Source organism: Lysobacter sp. yr284, assembly GCF_900107375.1.
In the GTDB taxonomy this organism is placed as follows: Bacteria; Pseudomonadota; Gammaproteobacteria; order Xanthomonadales; family Xanthomonadaceae; genus Lysobacter.
The window spans coordinates 70,621-87,970 of sequence record NZ_FNPT01000004.1; the positions used below are offsets into that span (position 1 = coordinate 70,621).

The window sequence follows — 17,350 nt, forward strand, 5'->3', positions numbered from 1 at the left end:
CGGGCCGATCCTCGGACCAGACCGCGATGTCCAGCGCCGATTCGGGAATGCTGCTGCTCGGGCTGTCGGCCTGGGTGCGCCGGCAGTCCTGGCTGCGCGCCCTGTACCGGCGCTTCCCGCAGCGCCTGCGCGACAAGGTGTCGTTCATGCTGGCCGCGCGCGCCAGCCGGCGCGCCCGCTTCGCGCACACGCCGGCGTGGTCGCGCCCGCTGCCGGAGCAGGCGGCGATCGCCGCGCCGGCCGCCGCGCGCGGCGACACCCCGGGCGTCAACATCTTCGCCTACCTGCGCGGCCAGTTCGGCCTGGCCGAGAGCGCGCGCATGTACGGCCGCGCGCTGATCGAGGCCGGGTATCCGGTCGCCCTGCACGACATCGCCATCGAGCTGCCGCACGGCCTGGCCGACCGCAGCCTCGACGCCCACATCGGCGAAGACGCGACCCACGCGATCAGCATCATCTTCGTCAACCCCGATTACCTGGACGAGGCGCTGCGCCACATCGGCGAGGCCAAGCTCAAGGGGCGCTACCTGATCGCCTGCTGGTTCTGGGAGCTGGAGGAGATTCCGCCCGACTGGCTGCCGGCGCTGGGCCAGGTGGACGAGATCCTGGTCGCCACCGAGTTCGTCGAGCGCGCGTTCCGGCGCGTGACCGACAAGCCGATCCTGCGCGTGCCGCTGCCGTTGTGCCCGGTGCCCGACAGCGGCCTGAGCCGCGAGGACTTCGGCCTGGCGCCGGAGCGTTTCGTGTTCCTGGTGACCTTCGACTTCAATTCCTGGATCCACCGCAAGAACCCGTTCGCGGTGGTCGAGGCGTTCCAGCGCGCGTTCCCGCCCGAGCGCGAGGACGTGCAGCTGCTGCTCAAGTCCAGCAACGGCTATCGCCACCCCGACAATTTCCTCAGCCTGCTGGCGCTGGGCGCGCGCGATCCGCGCATCGTGGTGCGCGACGAGGTGATCGACCGCGCCCACGTGCACGCGTTGCAGCGCTGCGCCGACGTCTACGTGTCGCTGCACCGGGCCGAGGGTTTCGGCCTGGGCCTGGCCGAGAGCATGGCGCTGGGCAAGCCGGTGATCGGCACCGGCTGGTCCGGCAACCTGGAATTCATGGACGAGAACGACAGCTGCCTGGTCGGCTACAGCCTGGTGCCGGTCGGTGAGGGCGAGTACCCGCACCCGCCCGGCGCGATGTGGGCGCAGGCCGACGTCGAGCAGGCCGCCGCGCACATGCGCCGGCTCGCCGACGACCGCGCCTTCGCCGCCGAGCTGGGCGCGCGCGCGCGCGAGTCGGTGCGGCGCACGCTGGCGCCACAGGCGGCCGCCGACGCCATCGCCGCGCGTCTGCGCGAAATTTCCGCGACCCTGGCGCGCGACGCCGCGCCGTCGCGTCCTGCAATCGAGGGGAGTCCCTGATCATGGTGGGTATGTTCGGCGCCGCCTGGCGCTACCGCGGATTCATCGCCTCGTCGGTGGTGAACGAGTTCAAGGCGCGTTTCTCGCGCAGCACCTTCGGCGCGTTGTGGATCATCCTGCAGCCGCTGGCGCAGGTGATCATCTTCGCCACGATCCTGTCCAACGTGCTGGCCGCGCGCCTGGAAGGCGTCGACAGCAAGTACGCCTACGCCATCTACCTGATGTCGGGCATCCTGTGCTGGTCGCTGTTCGCCGAGATCATGCAGCGCCTGCAGAACGTGTTCATCGACAACACCACCCTGCTCAAGAAGATGCAGTTCCCGCGCATCGCCCTGCCGGTGATCTCGGTCGGCTCCTCGCTGGTCAACAACATCGCGCTGCTGTGCGTGGTGATGGTGATTCTGCCGATCCTGGGCATGTATCCGAACTCGCACTACCTGTGGCTGCCGGTGCTGATCGCGCTGACCGTGGCCCTGGCCACCGGCGTGGGCCTGATCGTCGGCGTGCTCAACGTGTTCGTGCGCGACGTCGGCCACGTGATGGCGGTGCTGCTGCAGTTCTGGTTCTGGGTCACCCCGATCATCTACCCGATCAAGATCGTGCCGTCCGGGTTCAAGGCCTCGCTGGCGTTCAACCCGGTCGCGCCGCTGGCGATGGCCTACCACGACGTGATCGTCTACGAGCGCGCGCCGCAGCAGAGCCTGGTGATGGTGGCGGTCACCGCGGCGGTGCTGCTGGCGATCGCGATGTTCCTGTTCCGCCGCGCCTCGGCGGAAATGGTGGACGTGCTGTGAGCGGCCCGGTGATGGTGGTGGAGAAGGTCGGCAAGTCGTACGTCGAGTACGCCAGCGAGCTGCAGCGCTTCGCGCGCTGGTTCGGCATCCCGGTCAAGCCGCGGCACGAGCACTGGGTGATCCGCGACGTGTCCTTCAGCGTCCACCAGGGCGAGTCGATCGGCATCATCGGCCAGAACGGCGCCGGCAAGAGCACCCTGCTCAAGATGATCACCGGCACCACCAAGCCCAGCGCGGGCCGGGTGTCGGTGAACGGCCGGGTATCGGCGCTGCTGGAGCTGGGGCTGGGCTTCAACGGCGAGCTGACCGGCCGCCAGAACGTGGTCCACGCCGCCGGCCTGATGGGCCTGCCGCAGGACCAGATCGAGGCGTTGATGCCGCAGATCGAGGACTTCGCCGAGGTCGGCGAGTACTTCGACCAGGCCGTGCGCACCTATTCCAGCGGCATGCAGATGCGCGTCGCGTTCGCGGTGGCGACCGCGGTGCGGCCGGACGTGCTGATCGTCGACGAGGCGCTGTCGGTCGGCGACACCTACTTCGTGCACAAGTGCTTCAAGCGCATCCACGAGTTCCGCGACGCCGGCACCACCTTGCTGATCGTCTCGCACGACGCGGTGGCGATCCAGGCGCTGTGCGACCGCGCGATCCTGCTCGACGGCGGCAAGGCCGTGCTCGACAGCGATCCCTACGAAGTCTTCGATTACTACAACGCGTTGATCGCCCAGCGCGAGAACAGCTCGGTCAAGACCGAACTGTCGAAGGACGGCAAGGTCGCGACCGAGTCGGGCACCGGCGAGGCGGAGATCGTCGACCTGCAGTTGCTGGACGAGAGCGGCGCGCCGGTCGAGTTCGTCGGCGTCGGCCATCCGGTGACGCTGCGCGCGCGGGTGCGCGTGCACCAGCCGCTGGAGCGGCTGGTGTTCGGCTACATGATCCGCGACCGGCTGGGGCAGGCGCTGTACGGCACCAACACCCACCACACCGGGCAGGCCAACGAGCAATTGCAGGCCGGCGGCGAGGTCGAGTTCCGGGTGCGTTTCCCGGCCAACCTCGGCGTGGGCACCTATTCGTTCTCGGTCGCGCTGACCGGCGCGGAAACCCATTTGCAGAAGAACTACCAATGGCGCGACCTCGCGCTGGTGTTCACCGTGGCCAACCTGGACAAGCCGATGTTCGTAGGCACCGCCTGGATTCCGCCGGTCATCGAAGTGGCCACGACCGCGACCCAGGCGCGGCCGGAGGCGGTGCGATGAACCAGGCCCTGGACCCGCTGGACGTCGATGCGGTCATGCAGGCCGTCTCCGCGCGCCTGCGCGAGGCGATCCCGGTCGAGGGCGACGGCATCGCCGGCGCCGACGGCGCGGTCGAACGCATGCGCACCCAGCTCGATCGCGCGTTCGCCCGCAGCGGCGCGCAGGGCGAGGAACTGCAGCACTGGCGCTCGGTCACCCACTCGATTCCGGTCAAGCGCGAGTACGTGCTGTCGGAACTGCTCGGCCCGGCCGACGCCAGCTTCGTCGATATGGCCTACCGCGTGGTGCTGCGGCGCGAGCCCGATCCGGACGGCTTCAACTACTTCCTGCACGAGCTGCGCTCGGGCCACACCACCAAGGTCGAGGTGCTGGGCGCGCTGCGCTGGTCGGAAGAGGGGATGGCCAAGCAGGTCCACATCGACGGGCTGATGCTGCCGTACAAGCTGCAGCAGTGGAAACGCAAGCCGATGTTCGGCCGCGCGCTGTCGTGGCTGCACGGATTGGCGCGGCTGGGCAGCCTGTTCGACCGCCAGTACACGATCGAGGCGACCCAGGCGCGCGAGGCGCACGAGCTGGGCCGCCACGTCAACCTGCTGACCGACGAATTGAAGCAGGTGCGCGGCCAGCAGGCCGGGCTGCTGCGCAACGTCGCGCGGATGATGCCGATGTTCGAGCGCATGCACGCCGCCGAGCTCGAGCGCGAACGCTTCCAGCCGACGATGGACAAGCTCTACGCCGACTTCGAGGACGAATTCCGCGGCTCGCGCGAGCTGGTGCGGGCGCGGATCGAGCCGTACCTGGAGTGGGTCCGCGAGGCCGGCGCCGGCAGCGCCGAGGCGCCGGTGGTCGACATCGGCTGCGGCCGCGGCGAATGGCTGGAACTGCTGGCCGAGCACGGCCTGCAGGCCAGCGGCATCGACCTCAACCGCGATTTCGTCGACAGCTGCGCCGGCACCGGCCTGAAGGTGATCGCCGGCGACGCGGTGGACGTGCTGCGCGAGCTGCCGGAAGGTTCGGTCGGCGCCATCACCTCGATGCACCTGGTCGAGCACCTGCCGTTCGAGCGGGTGGTGGGCCTGATCGACGCGGCGCTGCGCGCGCTGCGCCCCGGCGGCCTGTTGCTGCTGGAAACGCCGAACCCGGAAAACATCATGGTCGGCTCGCACTACTTCTACATGGACCCCACCCACCTCAACCCGCTGCCGCCGGCGATGCTGCGCTGGGTGGTGGAGAACCGCGGCTTCGCCGATTCGCGCATCGAACGCCTGAGCGCGCACCGCCCGCTCAACGCGCCGCCGCTGCTGCCGCCGGAAGTGCCCGGTTCCAAGTCGCTCAACGACATGTTGTGGAGCATGCACATCGCCCCGGACTACGCCATCGTGGCGAGGCGTCCGTGAGCGCCGCGGGCGCTCCGTCCGCGCCGCGTCGGCTGCTGGTGACCGGCGGCAGCGGATTCGTCGGCCGCTACGTCGAGGCGGCGGTGCGCGCCGGCCATTTCGGCGACTACGAATTCCACACCCCCGACCAGGGCTGGGACATCCGCGACGCCGAGGCGGTGAACCGCGCGGTCGAGGAGCTGCGTCCGCACGCGGTGCTGCACCTGGCCGCGCAGAGCTTCGTGCCGCGCTCGTTCGAGGACCCGCGCGAGACTTTCGAAATCAACACGCTGGGCACGTTGAACCTGCTGCAGGCGCTCAAGCGCGCCGGGTTCGACGGGCGCCTGCTCTACATCAGCTCCGGCGACGTCTACGGCCAGGTGGACGAGGCGCAGATGCCGGTGACCGAGGCGCTGATGCCGGCGCCGCGCAATCCCTATGCGGTCAGCAAGCTCGCCGCTGAGCAACTGTGCCTGCAATGGCAGCGCAGCGAGGGGCTGGACGCGATCGTGCTGCGCCCGTTCAACCATATCGGCCCGGGCCAGGGGCGGCAGTTCGTGCTGCCGGCGCTGGCCAGCCAGGTGGCGGCGATCGCCCAGGGCCGGCAGGCGCCGGTGATCGACGCCGGCGACATCGACACCACGCGCGACTTCACCGACGTGCGCGACATCGTCGCCGCCTACGCCGCGGCCCTGCGCGACGGCGTGTCCGGCCAGCTGTACCTGGTCGCCTCCGGGGTGGAGCGCAAGGTGCGCGACCTGCTCGAGGCGATGTGCCGGATCGAAGGCGTGCAGGTCGAGGTCCGCCAGGACCCGGCCAAGCTGCGCCGCGCCGAGCAGCGGCGCATGGTCGGCTCGGCCGGCGCGCTGCGCGCGGCGACCGGTTGGGCGCCGCGCATCCCCATGGAACAGACCCTGCAAGACATTCTCCTCGATCAGCGGAACCAGTCATGAGCAACAAGAACGCATTGATCACCGGCATCACCGGCCAGGACGGCGCCTACCTTTCGCAGCTGCTGCTGTCCAAGGGCTACGGCGTGTACGGCATCCTGGCGCGGCGCAGCTCCGACACCCTGTGGCGCCTGCGCGAGCTCGGCATCGCCGACCAGGTGACCCTGCTCGACGGCGACCTGACCGACCTGTCGTCGCTGATCCGGGCGATGCAGGCCTCCAAGGCCGACGAGGTCTACAACCTCGGCGCGCAGAGCTTCGTCGGCTCGTCCTGGCAGCAGCCGCTGCTGACCGCCCAGGTCGACGGCGTCGGCGCGCTGAACGTGCTGGAGGCGGTGCGCATCGTCAACCCGCAGGCGCGCTTCTACCAGGCCTCCACCAGCGAGATGTTCGGCCTGATCCAGGCCGAGATGCAGGACGAGACCACCCCGTTCTACCCGCGCAGCCCCTACGGCGTGGCCAAGCTGATGGCGCACTGGGCGACGGTGAACTACCGGGAAAGCTTCGGTCTTCACGCGTCAAGCGGCATCCTGTTCAACCATGAGTCGCCGCTGCGCGGGATCGAGTTCGTCACCCGCAAGGTCACCGACGCCGTCGCCCGGATCAAACTGGGCCTGCAGAAGGAGCTTCGCCTGGGCAACATCGACGCCAAGCGCGACTGGGGCTTCGCCGGCGACTACGTCGAGGCGATGTGGTTGATGACCCAGCAGGAGCGCGGCGGCGACTACGTCGTCGCGACCGGCCAGACCACGACCGTGCGCGACATGTGCAAGATCGCCTTCGGCCACGTCGGCCTGGAGATGGACGCGCACCTGGTGATCGACGAGAAGTTCTTCCGCCCGGCCGAGGTCGATGTCCTGCTCGGCAACCCGGCCAAGGCCAAGGCCGCGCTGGGATGGACGCCCAAGACTTCGCTGCAGCAGCTGATCACGATGATGGTCGACGCGGACCTTCGCCGCTTGGGCGCGCGGTAAGCGCCACCGCCGGCTCGGGGGAGGCGGGCCGGCGGCGATCCAAAGATTTAAAGGAATGACCGGAACTGGAAATGGCAGAGAAGCGACGTAAGCTACTGGCGATAAATTTCTTCCCGGCCTTCGTGCCGCCGCGGAGCGGGGGAGAGCAGCGTTACTACATGCTGTATCGCTATCTCAGCGAAGCCTTCGACGTGACCCTGCTGTCGGCGACCTTCGCCGACGCCAAGACCGAGACGATCGAGCACTCGCCGAGCTTCCGCGAGATCCGCGTGCCCAAGCCGCGCGAGGCCGACCAGATCCACTGGAAGCTCGACAACGAGCGCATCGGCCCGGAATGCTCGGGCCTGGCGCTGGCGCTGGCCGGCGAGTTCGATACCGAGCTGGGCCGGCGCATGGGCGAGCTGGTGCGCGCGGCCGACCTGGTCGTGCACGAGTCGCCGTTCACCCTGCCGTACGACCGCGGCGCCGGCAGCGACGGCAAGCTGCGCATCTACAACGCCTACAACGTCGAGTACCGGCTCGCCGAGCAGATGTTCGAAGGCGAGATCGGCCGCCGCGGCGCCGCGTTCGTGCGCGAGCTGGAAGCGCGCCTGCTGGGCTGCTGCTCGGCGTTGCTGGCGATCAGCGAAGAGGAACGCAGCGAGTTCCACGATGCGTTCGGCTTCCCGGCCGAGCGCATCTTCCTGGCGCCCAACGGCTACGAGCCGGTCGCCGCGCCCGAGCCGGCGCCGGCGCGCGAGCGCTCGGCGCTGTTCCTGGGCAGCGCGCATCCGCCGAACGTGGAAGCGCTGGCGTTCATCGCCGAGCAACTGGCGCCGGCGCTGAAGGACGTGACCTTCTATGCGCTGGGCTCGGTCTGCAAGGCCTACGACAAGCCGGTGCCGGCCAACGTCAAGCTGCTGGGCTTCGTCGATGCGGCCGAGAAGGACGCGCTGTTGTGGCGCTGCGGCGCGGCGATCAACCCGCTGCGCAGCGGCGCCGGCACCAACCTGAAGATGCTCGACTACATGGGCCACGCCGCGCCGGTGCTGTCCACGCCGATCGGCGCGCGCGGGCTGGAGATCGAGGCCGGCGCGCAGGCCGCGATCAGCGAACTCGACGGCTTCGCCGGCGCGCTGCGGCGCCTGCTCGACGACGCCGGCGCGAGCCGCGCGCTGGGCGAGCGCGGCGCCGAATTCGCGCGCGCGCGCTACACCTGGCAAGCCATCGCCGCGCGCAGCGCGCAGGCGATCGCGGACACCCTGGCGGCGCCGGCGGTGGCCAGCGCGCGCAAGCGCATCCTGGCGGTGTGCGACTACGAGACCCACCGCGCCGCCGGCGGCGGCCAGGTGCGGATCAACGAATTGCTGGGCGAGCTGGGGCGCGAGTTCGACGTCACCCTGCTGTGCCTGAACAACGGCGAGAGCGAAGAGCGCTGCACGATCGCCCCGGGCGTGATCCAGCGCTCGATACCCAAGACCGCCGCGCATCGCCGCGAGGACGTCAAGTCGCTCAAGGGCTACAGCGTGTCGGTGGCCGACCTGGTCGCGGCCAGGCACTGCCTGGACAACGAAGCGCTGATCGCGGCGTTCCGCGAGGAGCTCGCGCGCGCCGACCTGGTCGACTTCGAGCACTGCTTCCTGGCGCCGCTGCTCTCGCTGGTGCCGCAGGCGATGCCGGTGGTGCATTCCTCGCACAACGTCGAGGCCGAACTCAAGCGCGAACTGCTGGCCTCGCGCGAGGACGGCGACAAGTGGATCGAACTGGCCGAACAGCTGGAACGCCAGGTCGCCGCGCGCGCCGACCTGGTGTTCTGCGTGTCCGACGCCGACGGCGTGCGCCTGCGCGAGCGCTACGGCGCGCGCCGGGTGCTGACCGTTGAGAACGGCGTGCGCCTGCCGCAGGTGCACCGCAACGGCCTGGCGCGCGAGGAGCGGCCCGAGCAGCCGCCGCTGGCGGTGTTCGTCGGCAGCGCGCATCCGCCCAACGTGCGCGCCGCGCAGTTCATCGTCGATGAGCTGGCCGCGCGCAACCCGCGGGTGAACTTCGCCTTGGTCGGCTCGGTGTGCGAGGCGATCGACGTGGCCGAGGTGCCGGCCAACGTGGCCCTGCTCGGGTTCCTGAGCCTGGCCGACAAGCAGGCGCTGTTCGCGCTGGCCGACCTGGCGGTGAATCCGTTGTTCGAAGGCGGCGGCTCCAGCCTCAAGGTGCCCGACTTCCTCGCCGCGGGCCTGCCGCTGCTGACCTCGCCGATCGGCGTGCGCGGATTCGGCGGCCTGCGCGCGGGCACCCACTACATCGAGGCCGGTCCCGAGGCGATGGCCGAGTGGATCCCCAAGCTGTGCGGCGACCGCAGCCTGAGCGCGCGCATTTCCGCCGAGGCCATGGATTACGTCGCCACCCATCTGGACTGGCGCGTGCTCGGCGGGCGCATGCGCCGCGAGCTGCGCCAGTTGATCGGCCGCGACGGCCCGTGCCGGATGCTGGTGCTGACCTACCGCTTCGGCGAACCGGCGCGCGGCGGCGCCGAGGTCTATCTGCTCAACCTGCTGCGCGCGCTGGAAAAGCGCGAAGGGCTGGAGATCGACGTGGTCGCTCCGGCGGTCGGGCCGATCCACGATCGCCTGCATTTCTCCGCCGACTACGAACCGCCGACGGCGGCCGACGCGGTGCCGCGGATGAAGGGACAGGTGCGCCTGTTCCGGCCCGATCCGCCGCCGCCGGACCGCTTCGCCCAGGCGGCGATCCTGAATTCGGCGTGGATGCAGGAGTCGCTGCGCATCGGCGCCGACCTCGCGGTGGACATCGGCCCGGGCCTGCTCGGCGGCTGGAACTATCCCGAACGCAGCGACGGCCGGGTGGTGCGCTGGACCGGGCGGGTCGCCCAGGCCCTGCTGCCCGAAGGCAGCGAAGGCGTGCGCATCGCCGGCGTCGCGCTGCAGCCGGTGCGGGTGTCGGTGCGCGTCGACGACGTCGAACTGGACGCCAAGAACGTCTCCGGCCGGTTCTCGTTCCGGCATTCCTTCGCCGGCCCGGGCACCTTGCTGGAGCTGCGCGTGTCGGCGCTGATGCACAGCGAGGACGACGCGCGCGAACTGGGCGTGATCGTGTCCGCCATCGAGGCCGTCGGCGCCGACGGCGAGACCGCGATCGACCTGGGCGAGGGCATGGAAGAGCGCGCGCGCCGCGCCGCGCCGGAGCGCTGGATCGGCGAGCTGATCGCCGCGGCCAAGCGCCGCGCGCGCGACGTCGACCGCCGCTTCTGCAAGATCCGCGGCCCGCACAGCGCCGAGATGGAGCGCTGGCTGGACCGGCACGCCGCCGACTACGACGTGATCCTGGCCCAGGGCGTGCCGTTCGCCAGCTCGCTGCTGGGCGTGCGCACGGCGGCGCAGCACGGCCTGCCGTCGATCGTGCTGCCGCATTTCCACATGGAAGACCGCTACTACCACTGGCGCGATTTCTACGACGCGTTCGCCGCCGCCGACCGGGTGCTGGCGTTCCCCGAGGAAAGCCGGCGCGCGTTCTTCGACAAGGTCGGCGCGCATTCGGTGGGCATCGCCGGCGGCGGCCTGAACGCGGCCGACTTCGCGGCCGACTTCGTCGCCCGCGGGCGCGAGGCGTTCGCCCGCGTGCATCGCAGCGAGCGCCCGTTCGTGCTGGTGCTGGGGCGCAAGACCGCGGCCAAGCATTACGCAGCGACGGTGCAGGCCTGCCAGCGCCTGAACGCGGCCGGCACCGGCGTGGACGTGGTGTTGATCGGTCCGGACGACGACGGCGTGCCATTGGCCGGCGAGGGCGTGTATTACTATGGCCCGCAGCCGCGCGAGGTGGTGGTCGGCGCGCTGTCGCAGGCGCGCTGCCTGGCGAACATGAGCGAAAGCGAGAGCTTCGGCATCGTGTTGCTGGAATCGTGGATGGCGGGCCGGCCGGTGGTCGCGCGCGGTTCCACCGCCGCGTTCGCCGAGTTGGTCGAAGCGGGGGAGAACGGGTATCTGGCCGACTCGGTGGACGAGCTGGCCGCGCAACTCAAGCGTTACATCGACGATAGCGACCTGGCGGACCGGCACGGCGCGGCGGGGCGCGACATCGCCCGCGGCTTCGAGTGGGACGGGGTGGCAGACAGACTTTGGGACATTGTCTCGGGAGTTTTGGATGAACGACGTTTCGGCGCTGCACGAGAGGGTGCTCCACCAGCTGCATAGCAAGAGCGTCCACGACCCCGATTTCCGGGCGCTGGACTGGATCGGGCGGCAGATGCGGCCGCTGCGCACGGTCCTGGACGTCGGCGCCAACGGCGGCCAGACCGTGGCGACCTTGCGCGCCGTGCTCGGCGGCGACGTCGCCATCCACTGCTTCGAAGCCAACCCGCGGCTGTGGCCGGGCCTGGAGCGGATCGCCGGACTGGCCGGCGGCGCGGTCGAGATCCACCGCTGCGGCCTGGGCGCCGAACCCGGCGAACTGACCTTGCTGGTGCCCTCGGTGGACGGCGTGGTCTACCTGGAGGAGTCGTCGCTGGACCCGGCGCAATTCGACAAGCCCTGGGTGCGCGAGAAATATCAGGAGCGCGGCGGCCTGGAACTGGAATCGGTCAGCGTGCCGATCGTGCGCGGCGACGATTTCCAACTGCAGCCGGATTTGATCAAGGTCGACGTCGAAGGCTTCGAAGCGCAGGCGCTGCGCGGATTGGTCGAGACCATCCGCCGCTGCCGGCCGGCGCTGCTGGTCGAGAACAGCGACTGGCACAACGTCACCGAACTGCTGGACGGGCTGGGCTACGCGCCGTATCGCTGGGAAGGCGAGGGCATGGCCAAGTTCCATGGCGCCTGCACCAACACGTTCTACCTGCCGCGCGAACTGGCGCTGGAACTCGTCGACGCCGCGCCCGAGCCGGCCGAGGCCGCCGCCGAACCCGCGGCCGCCGCCGGCGGCTACGACGAGGCCGGCGACGTCGCCGCCCATCGCGCCGAAGTCGACTACGCGTTCGAGGTATTGGCGCAGTGCGGCGCGCTGCCCGCCGCCGATGCGCTGGTGCTCGATGTCGGCGGCGGCGCCGGCGCGCACAGCGCGATGATCGCCGGCCGGGTCGGCCGCATCTACTGCAGCGACTTCAGCGACCAGAACGCGCGCTTCGGCGGCGAGCTGGTCAAGCTGCTGCAGGAAAAGGCCCAGCGCAACGGCTACGAACTGCCGTCCGGGCGGCTGGAATTCCACCGCGTCGACGCGATGGACCTGATCTACCGCGACGGCCTGTTCGACGCGATCTTCTCCTTCGACGCGTTCGAGCACATTCCCGATCCGGCCAAGGCCCTGGCCGAGATGCTGCGCGTGCTCAAGCCGGGCGGGACGATCTGCATGAAGTTCGACCCGATGTGGACCTGCGACAGCGGCAGCCACTTCCAGTACCGCGTGCCGGAGCCGTGGCAGCACCTGCTCAGCGACGACGACGAATTCGTCGCCGCGCTCAAGCGCGCCGGCGGCAGCGACGGCGAGGCCGAGGAATACCGCTACGCGATGAACCGCCGGCGCCTGGCCGACTACCGCGCGGCGTTCGATTCGGTGCGCGCGCGGGCCGAGTTCCTGCACGAATCGGAATGGGCCGGCTGCGCCCATCCCGAGGGCGAGGCGCATCCGAACTTCGCGCGCTGCCTGGAGCGCGGCTACACTCGCGAGGAATTGCTGCTGCGCGGCATGCGCAAGGTGATCCGCAAGCGCGGCTGAGGCGCGCGCCCGCGGCGCGCGGGTCAGGGGTCGACGGTGAGGTCGTAGTGCAGCGGCCCCACCCCGGCCGCTTCCAGCGAGGTACCGTCGGCGTCGGTCAGCACCAGCTTGAGCAGCACCCGCCCGGCGGCCGGCGGCGCGACCAGGGTGAACTGCTCCGCCCCGGACACGCCCGAGCCGATCCCGGTCTTGCGCTCGATGTTCACCGTCGGCGCGCGCGCGGCATAGGTCGTGGGTTCGAGCCAGCTCGCCGACAGGCGCAGCGAATCGGCGGTGCCGGCGGCGAGCCAGACTTCGCTGCCGTTGGTGATGCTGATGCCCAGCGCGAACGGCTGGCCGGCCTTGACCGGGCCTTCCAGCTTCCAGTAATTCAGCTTGATCTTGCCGACCGACGACTCCGGCACCGCGCCGAGCTTGTATTCGGTCTTGGCGACCGGGCCGGGGATGTCCGGCGGCTTGCAGGCGCTCAGCGCGAGGGCGAGCGCGCCGGCCGCCGCGCCGGCGCGCAGCAGGCGCGCGCAGGCGGCCCGGGCCGGGGACGGAAGGAGGGATCGTGCGCTCATCGGGTCGGTCTCCTGCAACGCCAGCCGCGTCGCGCCGGACGCCGCGCAGGGCCGTCTGCGGTTTGTCCGCGAGCCGGCCGCTGGCTATAGTAAGTCGTTAATTCTACGCATAAAGCAGGCTTGAATGAGCAGTATCCAGGGGGCTTCGGCGGACTCCGGCGCGCCCGCGCCACGCGACTGGCCGTTGTCGACCACCGCCTGCATCCTGGCGATGGTGGCCGCGTTCTACCTGCTGGTGTCGCGGGTGGCGGCGCTCGGTCCGCCGATGGTGTTCGCCGACGAGTACAGCTACGCGGCGTGGTCGTACTGGGTGCTGCACCGCGAGGTCATGCCGGGGCAGGCGCCGCTGGTCAACAACTGGTTCTTCTCGCTGCTGTATTCGCTGGCGCATTCGCGCGGCGGCGAGTTGATCGTCAAGGCGCGGTTGCTCAACGTGATCGTGGTGGCGCTGGCGATCGTGCCGCTGTACCGCATCGCGGTGCAGGTGTACCGGCCGCGCGGCGCGTTGCTGCTGGCGATCGCGTTCGCCTGGGCCGGCCTGGGCGGCTACATCGCCTTCTTCATGCCGGAAAGCCTGTTCGCGGCGTTGTACGTGGGCCTGCTGTCGCTGCTGTTCGCGTACCTGCGCCAGCCGCGCGCGTCGCTGCTGGTGTGGGCGGCGGTGTTGCACGGGCTGTTGATCGCGACCAAGCCGCACGGCCTGTTCCTGTTGCCGCCTTTCGCGCTGCTGCTGGCCGCGTACGACGCGCGCACCCGGCGCGTGGGCTGGTCGGCGTCGGCGCTGGGCATGGCCGGGTTGTATGCGGCGGCGACGGTGCTCAGCTATGTCGCGCTGGAAAGCGCGATCTTCGGCAAGCTCGTGCTCAATCCGTTCGGCGGCCATTACGGCGCGCAGTCCTCGATCATCGAGAACGGCCTGAGCCCGGCGCTGCTGCTGAGCAAGGGCATCGTGGCGCTGCGCAACCATCTCGCCTTCCTGGCCACGCTGATGTCGTTGCCGCTGCTGCTGGTCGCGGTCAGCGCGGTGCGCAACCTGCTGCGTCCGCAGGCGCTGGAGCCGCAGTTCGCCTGGATGCGCCCGGCGGTGTGGTTCGTGCTGGCCGGTTTCGGCTGCTTCTTCGCGGTGACCATGGCCTTCTCCGCCGCGGTCGCCGGCACCGGCATGTACGAGAGCCTGGACCGCGTGCACGGCCGCTACTACGAATTCGCGCTGGTGCCGCTGCTGATGTACGCGGTGCTGGTGGCGTCGGTGGAATGGCGCCTGTGGAGCCTGCGCCTGCGCCTGGCGGTGGCGGCGACGGTGCTGGCCGCATCGGCGGCGGGCTACTGGTGGCTGCTGCGCGAGGTCTACCAGTACCACACCGATTTCGCGCTCGGCCTGTCGGCCTTCAACGACCGCTTCATCCGCTACAACTGCATGCTCGCCGCGTGGGCGGCGCTGGCGGTGTTCGTGGCGCGCCCGCGCCATGCCGGCAAGGCGATCCTGGCGGCGATGGTGCTGTACCTGGGCTGGAACAGCACCCAGGTCGACAAGGTGCGCCGCGGGGCCAACCAGCCCAGCGTCATCGACCGCTACGGCGAGCGCATCGACCGCGAAGGCAAGCGCTCGGGCCATCAGTTCGCGTTGTTCAGGCAGCTCGACGCGGACGCCTACCGTTCCGCGTTCTACATGATCGGCGACGGCACCGCGATCTACCTGCAGCCGGGCCAGGAGTTCGATTGCAGCCTGATCAAGGGGCCGGCGACGGTGATCGCGCTGCACGGGATCGGCGTGCCGTGCGGGCTCAACGGGCGCGAGAACGAGGACGGGATCTCGCTGTCCTCGACCGAGGCGGCGACGCCGGTCGCGCCCCCGGCCCCGGCGAAATAGGCCGGCGGCGACCTTCGGTCCGGGCGCCGCGGCGCCCGGATCGCCCGTGCGAGCGGGCCTAACTCCCTGAATCTACATGCCTGTCCGGTCGCGATCGGCTAAGATGGCCGCCCAGCCGGCGGCGGCCGCCGCTTGGCCCGTCCCTCCCGCAAGCCGCCCTGGAATTCCGAATGACTCGCGACGCGAACGCCCCACGCTCCTGGACCAGCGGCATCGCCGTGGTCATCCCGAGCTACAAGGTGACGCGGCACATTCTCGGCGTGCTCGCCGCGATCGGCCCGGAGGTCGATGCGGTCTACTGCGTGGACGACGCCTGTCCCGACAACAGCGGCGAGTTCATCGAACGCAACGCCACCGACCCGCGCGTGCGGGTGCTGCGCAATCCGCACAACCAGGGCGTGGGCGGGGCGATGATCACCGGTTACCAGCAGGCCATCGCCGACGGCGCCACGGTGATCGTCAAGATCGACGGCGACGGGCAGATGGATCCGGCGTTGCTGCCGGCGTTCGTCGCGCCGATCCTCGCCGGCGAGGCCGACTACACCAAGGGCAACCGTTTCTGGGACCTGGCGCAGATCCGGCAGATGCCGCTGGCGCGGCGCATCGGCAACCTCGGCCTGAGCTTCATGGCCAAGGCCTCCACCGGCTATTGGGACGTGTTCGACCCGACCAACGGCTACACCGCGATCCACGCGCGCGTCGCCGCAATGCTGCCGTTCAACAGCATCAGCCGGCGCTATTTCTTCGAGACCGACATCCTGTTCCGGCTCAACACCGTGCGCGCGGTGGTGATCGACGTGCCGATGGACGCGCGCTACGGCGACGAGACCAGCGGCCTGAAGGCTTCGAAGATATTCTTCGAATTCCTGTTCAAGCACGCGCGCAACCTCGGCAAGCGCGTGGGCTACAACTACTTCCTGCGCGATCTGTCGCTGGCCTCGCTGGAGTTGCTGGCGGCGGTGTTGCTGCTCGGCTTCGGCCTGGGCTTCGGCGGCTGGCATTGGGTGCGTTCGGTCCAGGCCGAGAGCGCCACCCCGGTGGGCACGGTGATGATCGCGACCGTGGCGGTGGTCTCGGGCCTGCAGTTCCTGCTCGCGTTCTTCGGTTACGACATCGCGTCGGTGCCGCGGCGGCCGTTGTCGCAGCTGTTGGCCCGGCGTCCCTTGATCAAGCGCATTTCGCACGATGAGTGACGCACGATGAGCAATGGCGGCCAACTCAATTTCACCACGGTGGCGATGATCCTGGGCACCATCGCGATGCTCGCGGCGGGCCAGGTGTTGTTCAAATTCGCAGCCGGTTCGCTCGATTTCTCCAACCCGCGCACCTTGCTGTCGTGGCCGCTGTTCGCGGCCCTGGCGGTGTACGGCCTGGCCACGCTGGCGTGGCTGGCGGTGCTGGCGCGGGTGCCGCTGTCGCTGGCGTTTCCGTTCTACGGCCTGGCGTTCCTGCTGGTGCCGCTGCTGTCGATGCTGATCCTCGGCGAGAAATTGCGCTACTCGACACTGTTGGGCGGCGCGATCATCATGATCGGCGTTGTCGTCAGCGCAAGGGAGTGGTGAATGTTGGAATCGTCGTTTCGTTCCGATTGCGAGGGCTGCGGCAACGCCCAGGTCGCGGGACTGGCGCAGTGGCACCGGCGCTGCCTGTCGTGCGGGCTGGAGACCGCGGCGTTCACCGCGCACATCGACGAACGCGACGGTCCGGACATCGATGAAGACCAGCGCGAACTGGCGTTGCGCCCCATTCGCGAAGCCAACTTCGACACCTTGCTGGCGTGGCTGAAGGCGCAAACCGGCGTCGGCGGCAGCGCGGATGCGCAACGGCCGCGCTTGCTCGACGTGGGGTGCGCGCACGGCTGGTTCCTGGAAAAGGCCGCGGCCGATTTCGAGGTCTTCGGCATCGAGCCCGATCCCGAGGTCGCGCGGCGCACGATGGCGCGGGGCCTGCCGGTGCGGCGCGGCTATTTTCCCGATGCGCTGGCCGCGGACGAGCGTTTCGACGCGATCGTGTTCAACGACGTGCTCGAGCATATTCCCGACGTGACTTCGGCATTGCGCCATTGCCGCGAGCGCCTGCGTCCGAACGGCGTGGTCGTGGTCAACGCGCCGGACCGGCGCGGCGCGCTGTACCGGATCGCCGGGACGATGGCGCGCCTGGGCATGCCGGGCCCGTTCGACCGGCTGTGGCAGAAGGGCCTGCCTTCGCCGCACCTGTATTACTTCGATACCGCGTCGCTGGCCGCGGTGGCCGCTCGCGCCGGGCTGCGCGTGACCGCCAGCCGGCGCCTGCCGACCTTGCTGGCGAGCGGTCTGTACGAGCGCATCATGTGCTCCGGCGACGTGTCCAAGGCCAAGGCGCTGGCCTTGACCGCCGGCATCCTGCCGCTGGTGCCGGCGTTGCGCGCGTTGCCGTCGGACATCACGGTGTGGCTGCTGGCGGAGCAGGCGCCGGGCTGAAC

General features: G+C 69.9%; 13 protein-coding genes. 12 read left to right on the top strand and 1 reads right to left on the bottom strand.

The features are described 5' to 3' along the window. Positions 1-26 precede the first annotated feature (26 nt). The 8 genes from BLV01_RS08745 to BLV01_RS08780 all read left to right on the top strand — a co-directional run bounded on the left by BLV01_RS08745 (position 27) and on the right by BLV01_RS08780 (position 12,456). The gene (locus BLV01_RS08745) at positions 27-1,409 is read left to right on the top strand and encodes a glycosyltransferase family 4 protein (RefSeq protein WP_091797543.1); all 1,383 of its coding nucleotides are present in this window, start codon (positions 27-29) and stop codon (positions 1,407-1,409) included. A 2-nt stretch (positions 1,410-1,411) separates the two neighbouring features. Further along, on the top strand, positions 1,412-2,203 hold the full coding sequence (locus BLV01_RS08750) for an ABC transporter permease (protein ID WP_091797546.1): 792 nt from the start codon (positions 1,412-1,414) through the stop codon (positions 2,201-2,203). After that, on the top strand, positions 2,200-3,456 hold the full coding sequence (locus tag BLV01_RS08755; protein WP_217633478.1) for an ABC transporter ATP-binding protein: 1,257 nt from the start codon (positions 2,200-2,202) through the stop codon (positions 3,454-3,456). Before BLV01_RS08750 ends, BLV01_RS08755 begins: the two co-directional genes overlap by 4 nt. Then, the gene (locus BLV01_RS08760) at positions 3,453-4,853 is read left to right on the top strand and encodes a methyltransferase domain-containing protein (RefSeq protein WP_139178571.1); all 1,401 of its coding nucleotides are present in this window, start codon (positions 3,453-3,455) and stop codon (positions 4,851-4,853) included. Before BLV01_RS08755 ends, BLV01_RS08760 begins: the two co-directional genes overlap by 4 nt. Then, positions 4,850-5,785, top strand: a complete 936-nt coding sequence (locus BLV01_RS08765; protein ID WP_091797552.1) for a GDP-mannose 4,6-dehydratase — start codon at positions 4,850-4,852, stop codon at positions 5,783-5,785. Before BLV01_RS08760 ends, BLV01_RS08765 begins: the two co-directional genes overlap by 4 nt. Then, positions 5,782-6,756 carry a GDP-mannose 4,6-dehydratase gene (locus BLV01_RS08770; protein WP_091797555.1) on the top strand — a complete coding sequence of 325 codons (975 nt, stop codon included), beginning with the start codon at positions 5,782-5,784 and terminating at the stop codon, positions 6,754-6,756. The genes BLV01_RS08765 and BLV01_RS08770 overlap by 4 nt, the downstream gene beginning before the upstream one ends. Positions 6,757-6,914: 158 nt before the next feature. Continuing rightward, a complete protein-coding gene (locus BLV01_RS08775; RefSeq protein WP_175485832.1) occupies positions 6,915-10,940 on the top strand; it encodes a glycosyltransferase family 4 protein in 4,026 nt (1,341 codons plus the stop codon). Further along, complete coding sequence (locus BLV01_RS08780) at positions 10,891-12,456, top strand: class I SAM-dependent methyltransferase (protein WP_091797561.1); 1,566 nt, start codon at positions 10,891-10,893, stop codon at positions 12,454-12,456. Before BLV01_RS08775 ends, BLV01_RS08780 begins: the two co-directional genes overlap by 50 nt. A gap of 23 nt (positions 12,457-12,479) precedes the next feature. Here the strand turns inward: BLV01_RS08780 and BLV01_RS08785 are convergent, their stop codons facing one another. Continuing rightward, a complete protein-coding gene (locus BLV01_RS08785; protein WP_139178572.1) occupies positions 12,480-13,019 on the bottom strand; it encodes a hypothetical protein in 540 nt (179 codons plus the stop codon). 124 nt (positions 13,020-13,143) lie between these two features. Between BLV01_RS08785 and BLV01_RS08790 the strand changes: the two genes are divergently transcribed. The 4 genes from BLV01_RS08790 to BLV01_RS08805 all read left to right on the top strand — a co-directional run bounded on the left by BLV01_RS08790 (position 13,144) and on the right by BLV01_RS08805 (position 17,348). Next, positions 13,144-14,889 (top strand): glycosyltransferase family 39 protein, encoded by a 1,746-nt coding sequence (locus BLV01_RS08790; RefSeq protein WP_091797565.1) that lies wholly within the window; start codon positions 13,144-13,146, stop codon positions 14,887-14,889. Positions 14,890-15,059: 170 nt separating this feature from the next. Next, positions 15,060-16,082: a glycosyltransferase family 2 protein gene (locus BLV01_RS08795; RefSeq protein WP_091797567.1), complete on the top strand. Its 1,023-nt coding sequence runs from the start codon at positions 15,060-15,062 to the stop codon at positions 16,080-16,082. A 6-nt stretch (positions 16,083-16,088) separates the two neighbouring features. Next, positions 16,089-16,451: an EamA family transporter gene (locus tag BLV01_RS08800; RefSeq protein WP_091797569.1), complete on the top strand. Its 363-nt coding sequence runs from the start codon at positions 16,089-16,091 to the stop codon at positions 16,449-16,451. Next, positions 16,452-17,348, top strand: a complete 897-nt coding sequence (locus BLV01_RS08805; RefSeq protein ID WP_091797571.1) for a class I SAM-dependent methyltransferase — start codon at positions 16,452-16,454, stop codon at positions 17,346-17,348. The last annotated feature ends 2 nt before the right edge of the window (positions 17,349-17,350 follow it).

Excerpts from the sequence above, each read along its gene's own strand:
- BLV01_RS08745 (WP_091797543.1), top strand. The coding sequence starts at position 27 with ATGTCCAGCGCCGATTCGGGAATGCTGCTGCTCGGGCTGTCGGCCTGG.
- BLV01_RS08750 (WP_091797546.1), top strand. The coding sequence starts at position 1,412 with ATGGTGGGTATGTTCGGCGCCGCCTGGCGCTACCGCGGATTCATCGCC.
- BLV01_RS08760 (WP_139178571.1), top strand. The coding sequence starts at position 3,453 with ATGAACCAGGCCCTGGACCCGCTGGACGTCGATGCGGTCATGCAGGCC.
- BLV01_RS08770 (WP_091797555.1), top strand. The coding sequence starts at position 5,782 with ATGAGCAACAAGAACGCATTGATCACCGGCATCACCGGCCAGGACGGC.
- BLV01_RS08775 (WP_175485832.1), top strand. The coding sequence starts at position 6,915 with ATGCTGTATCGCTATCTCAGCGAAGCCTTCGACGTGACCCTGCTGTCG.
- BLV01_RS08780 (WP_091797561.1), top strand. The coding sequence starts at position 10,891 with ATGAACGACGTTTCGGCGCTGCACGAGAGGGTGCTCCACCAGCTGCAT.
- BLV01_RS08785 (WP_139178572.1), bottom strand. The coding sequence starts at position 13,019 with ATGAGCGCACGATCCCTCCTTCCGTCCCCGGCCCGGGCCGCCTGCGCG.
- BLV01_RS08790 (WP_091797565.1), top strand. The coding sequence starts at position 13,144 with ATGAGCAGTATCCAGGGGGCTTCGGCGGACTCCGGCGCGCCCGCGCCA.
- BLV01_RS08795 (WP_091797567.1), top strand. The coding sequence starts at position 15,060 with ATGACTCGCGACGCGAACGCCCCACGCTCCTGGACCAGCGGCATCGCC.
- BLV01_RS08800 (WP_091797569.1), top strand. The coding sequence starts at position 16,089 with ATGAGCAATGGCGGCCAACTCAATTTCACCACGGTGGCGATGATCCTG.
- BLV01_RS08805 (WP_091797571.1), top strand. The coding sequence starts at position 16,452 with ATGTTGGAATCGTCGTTTCGTTCCGATTGCGAGGGCTGCGGCAACGCC.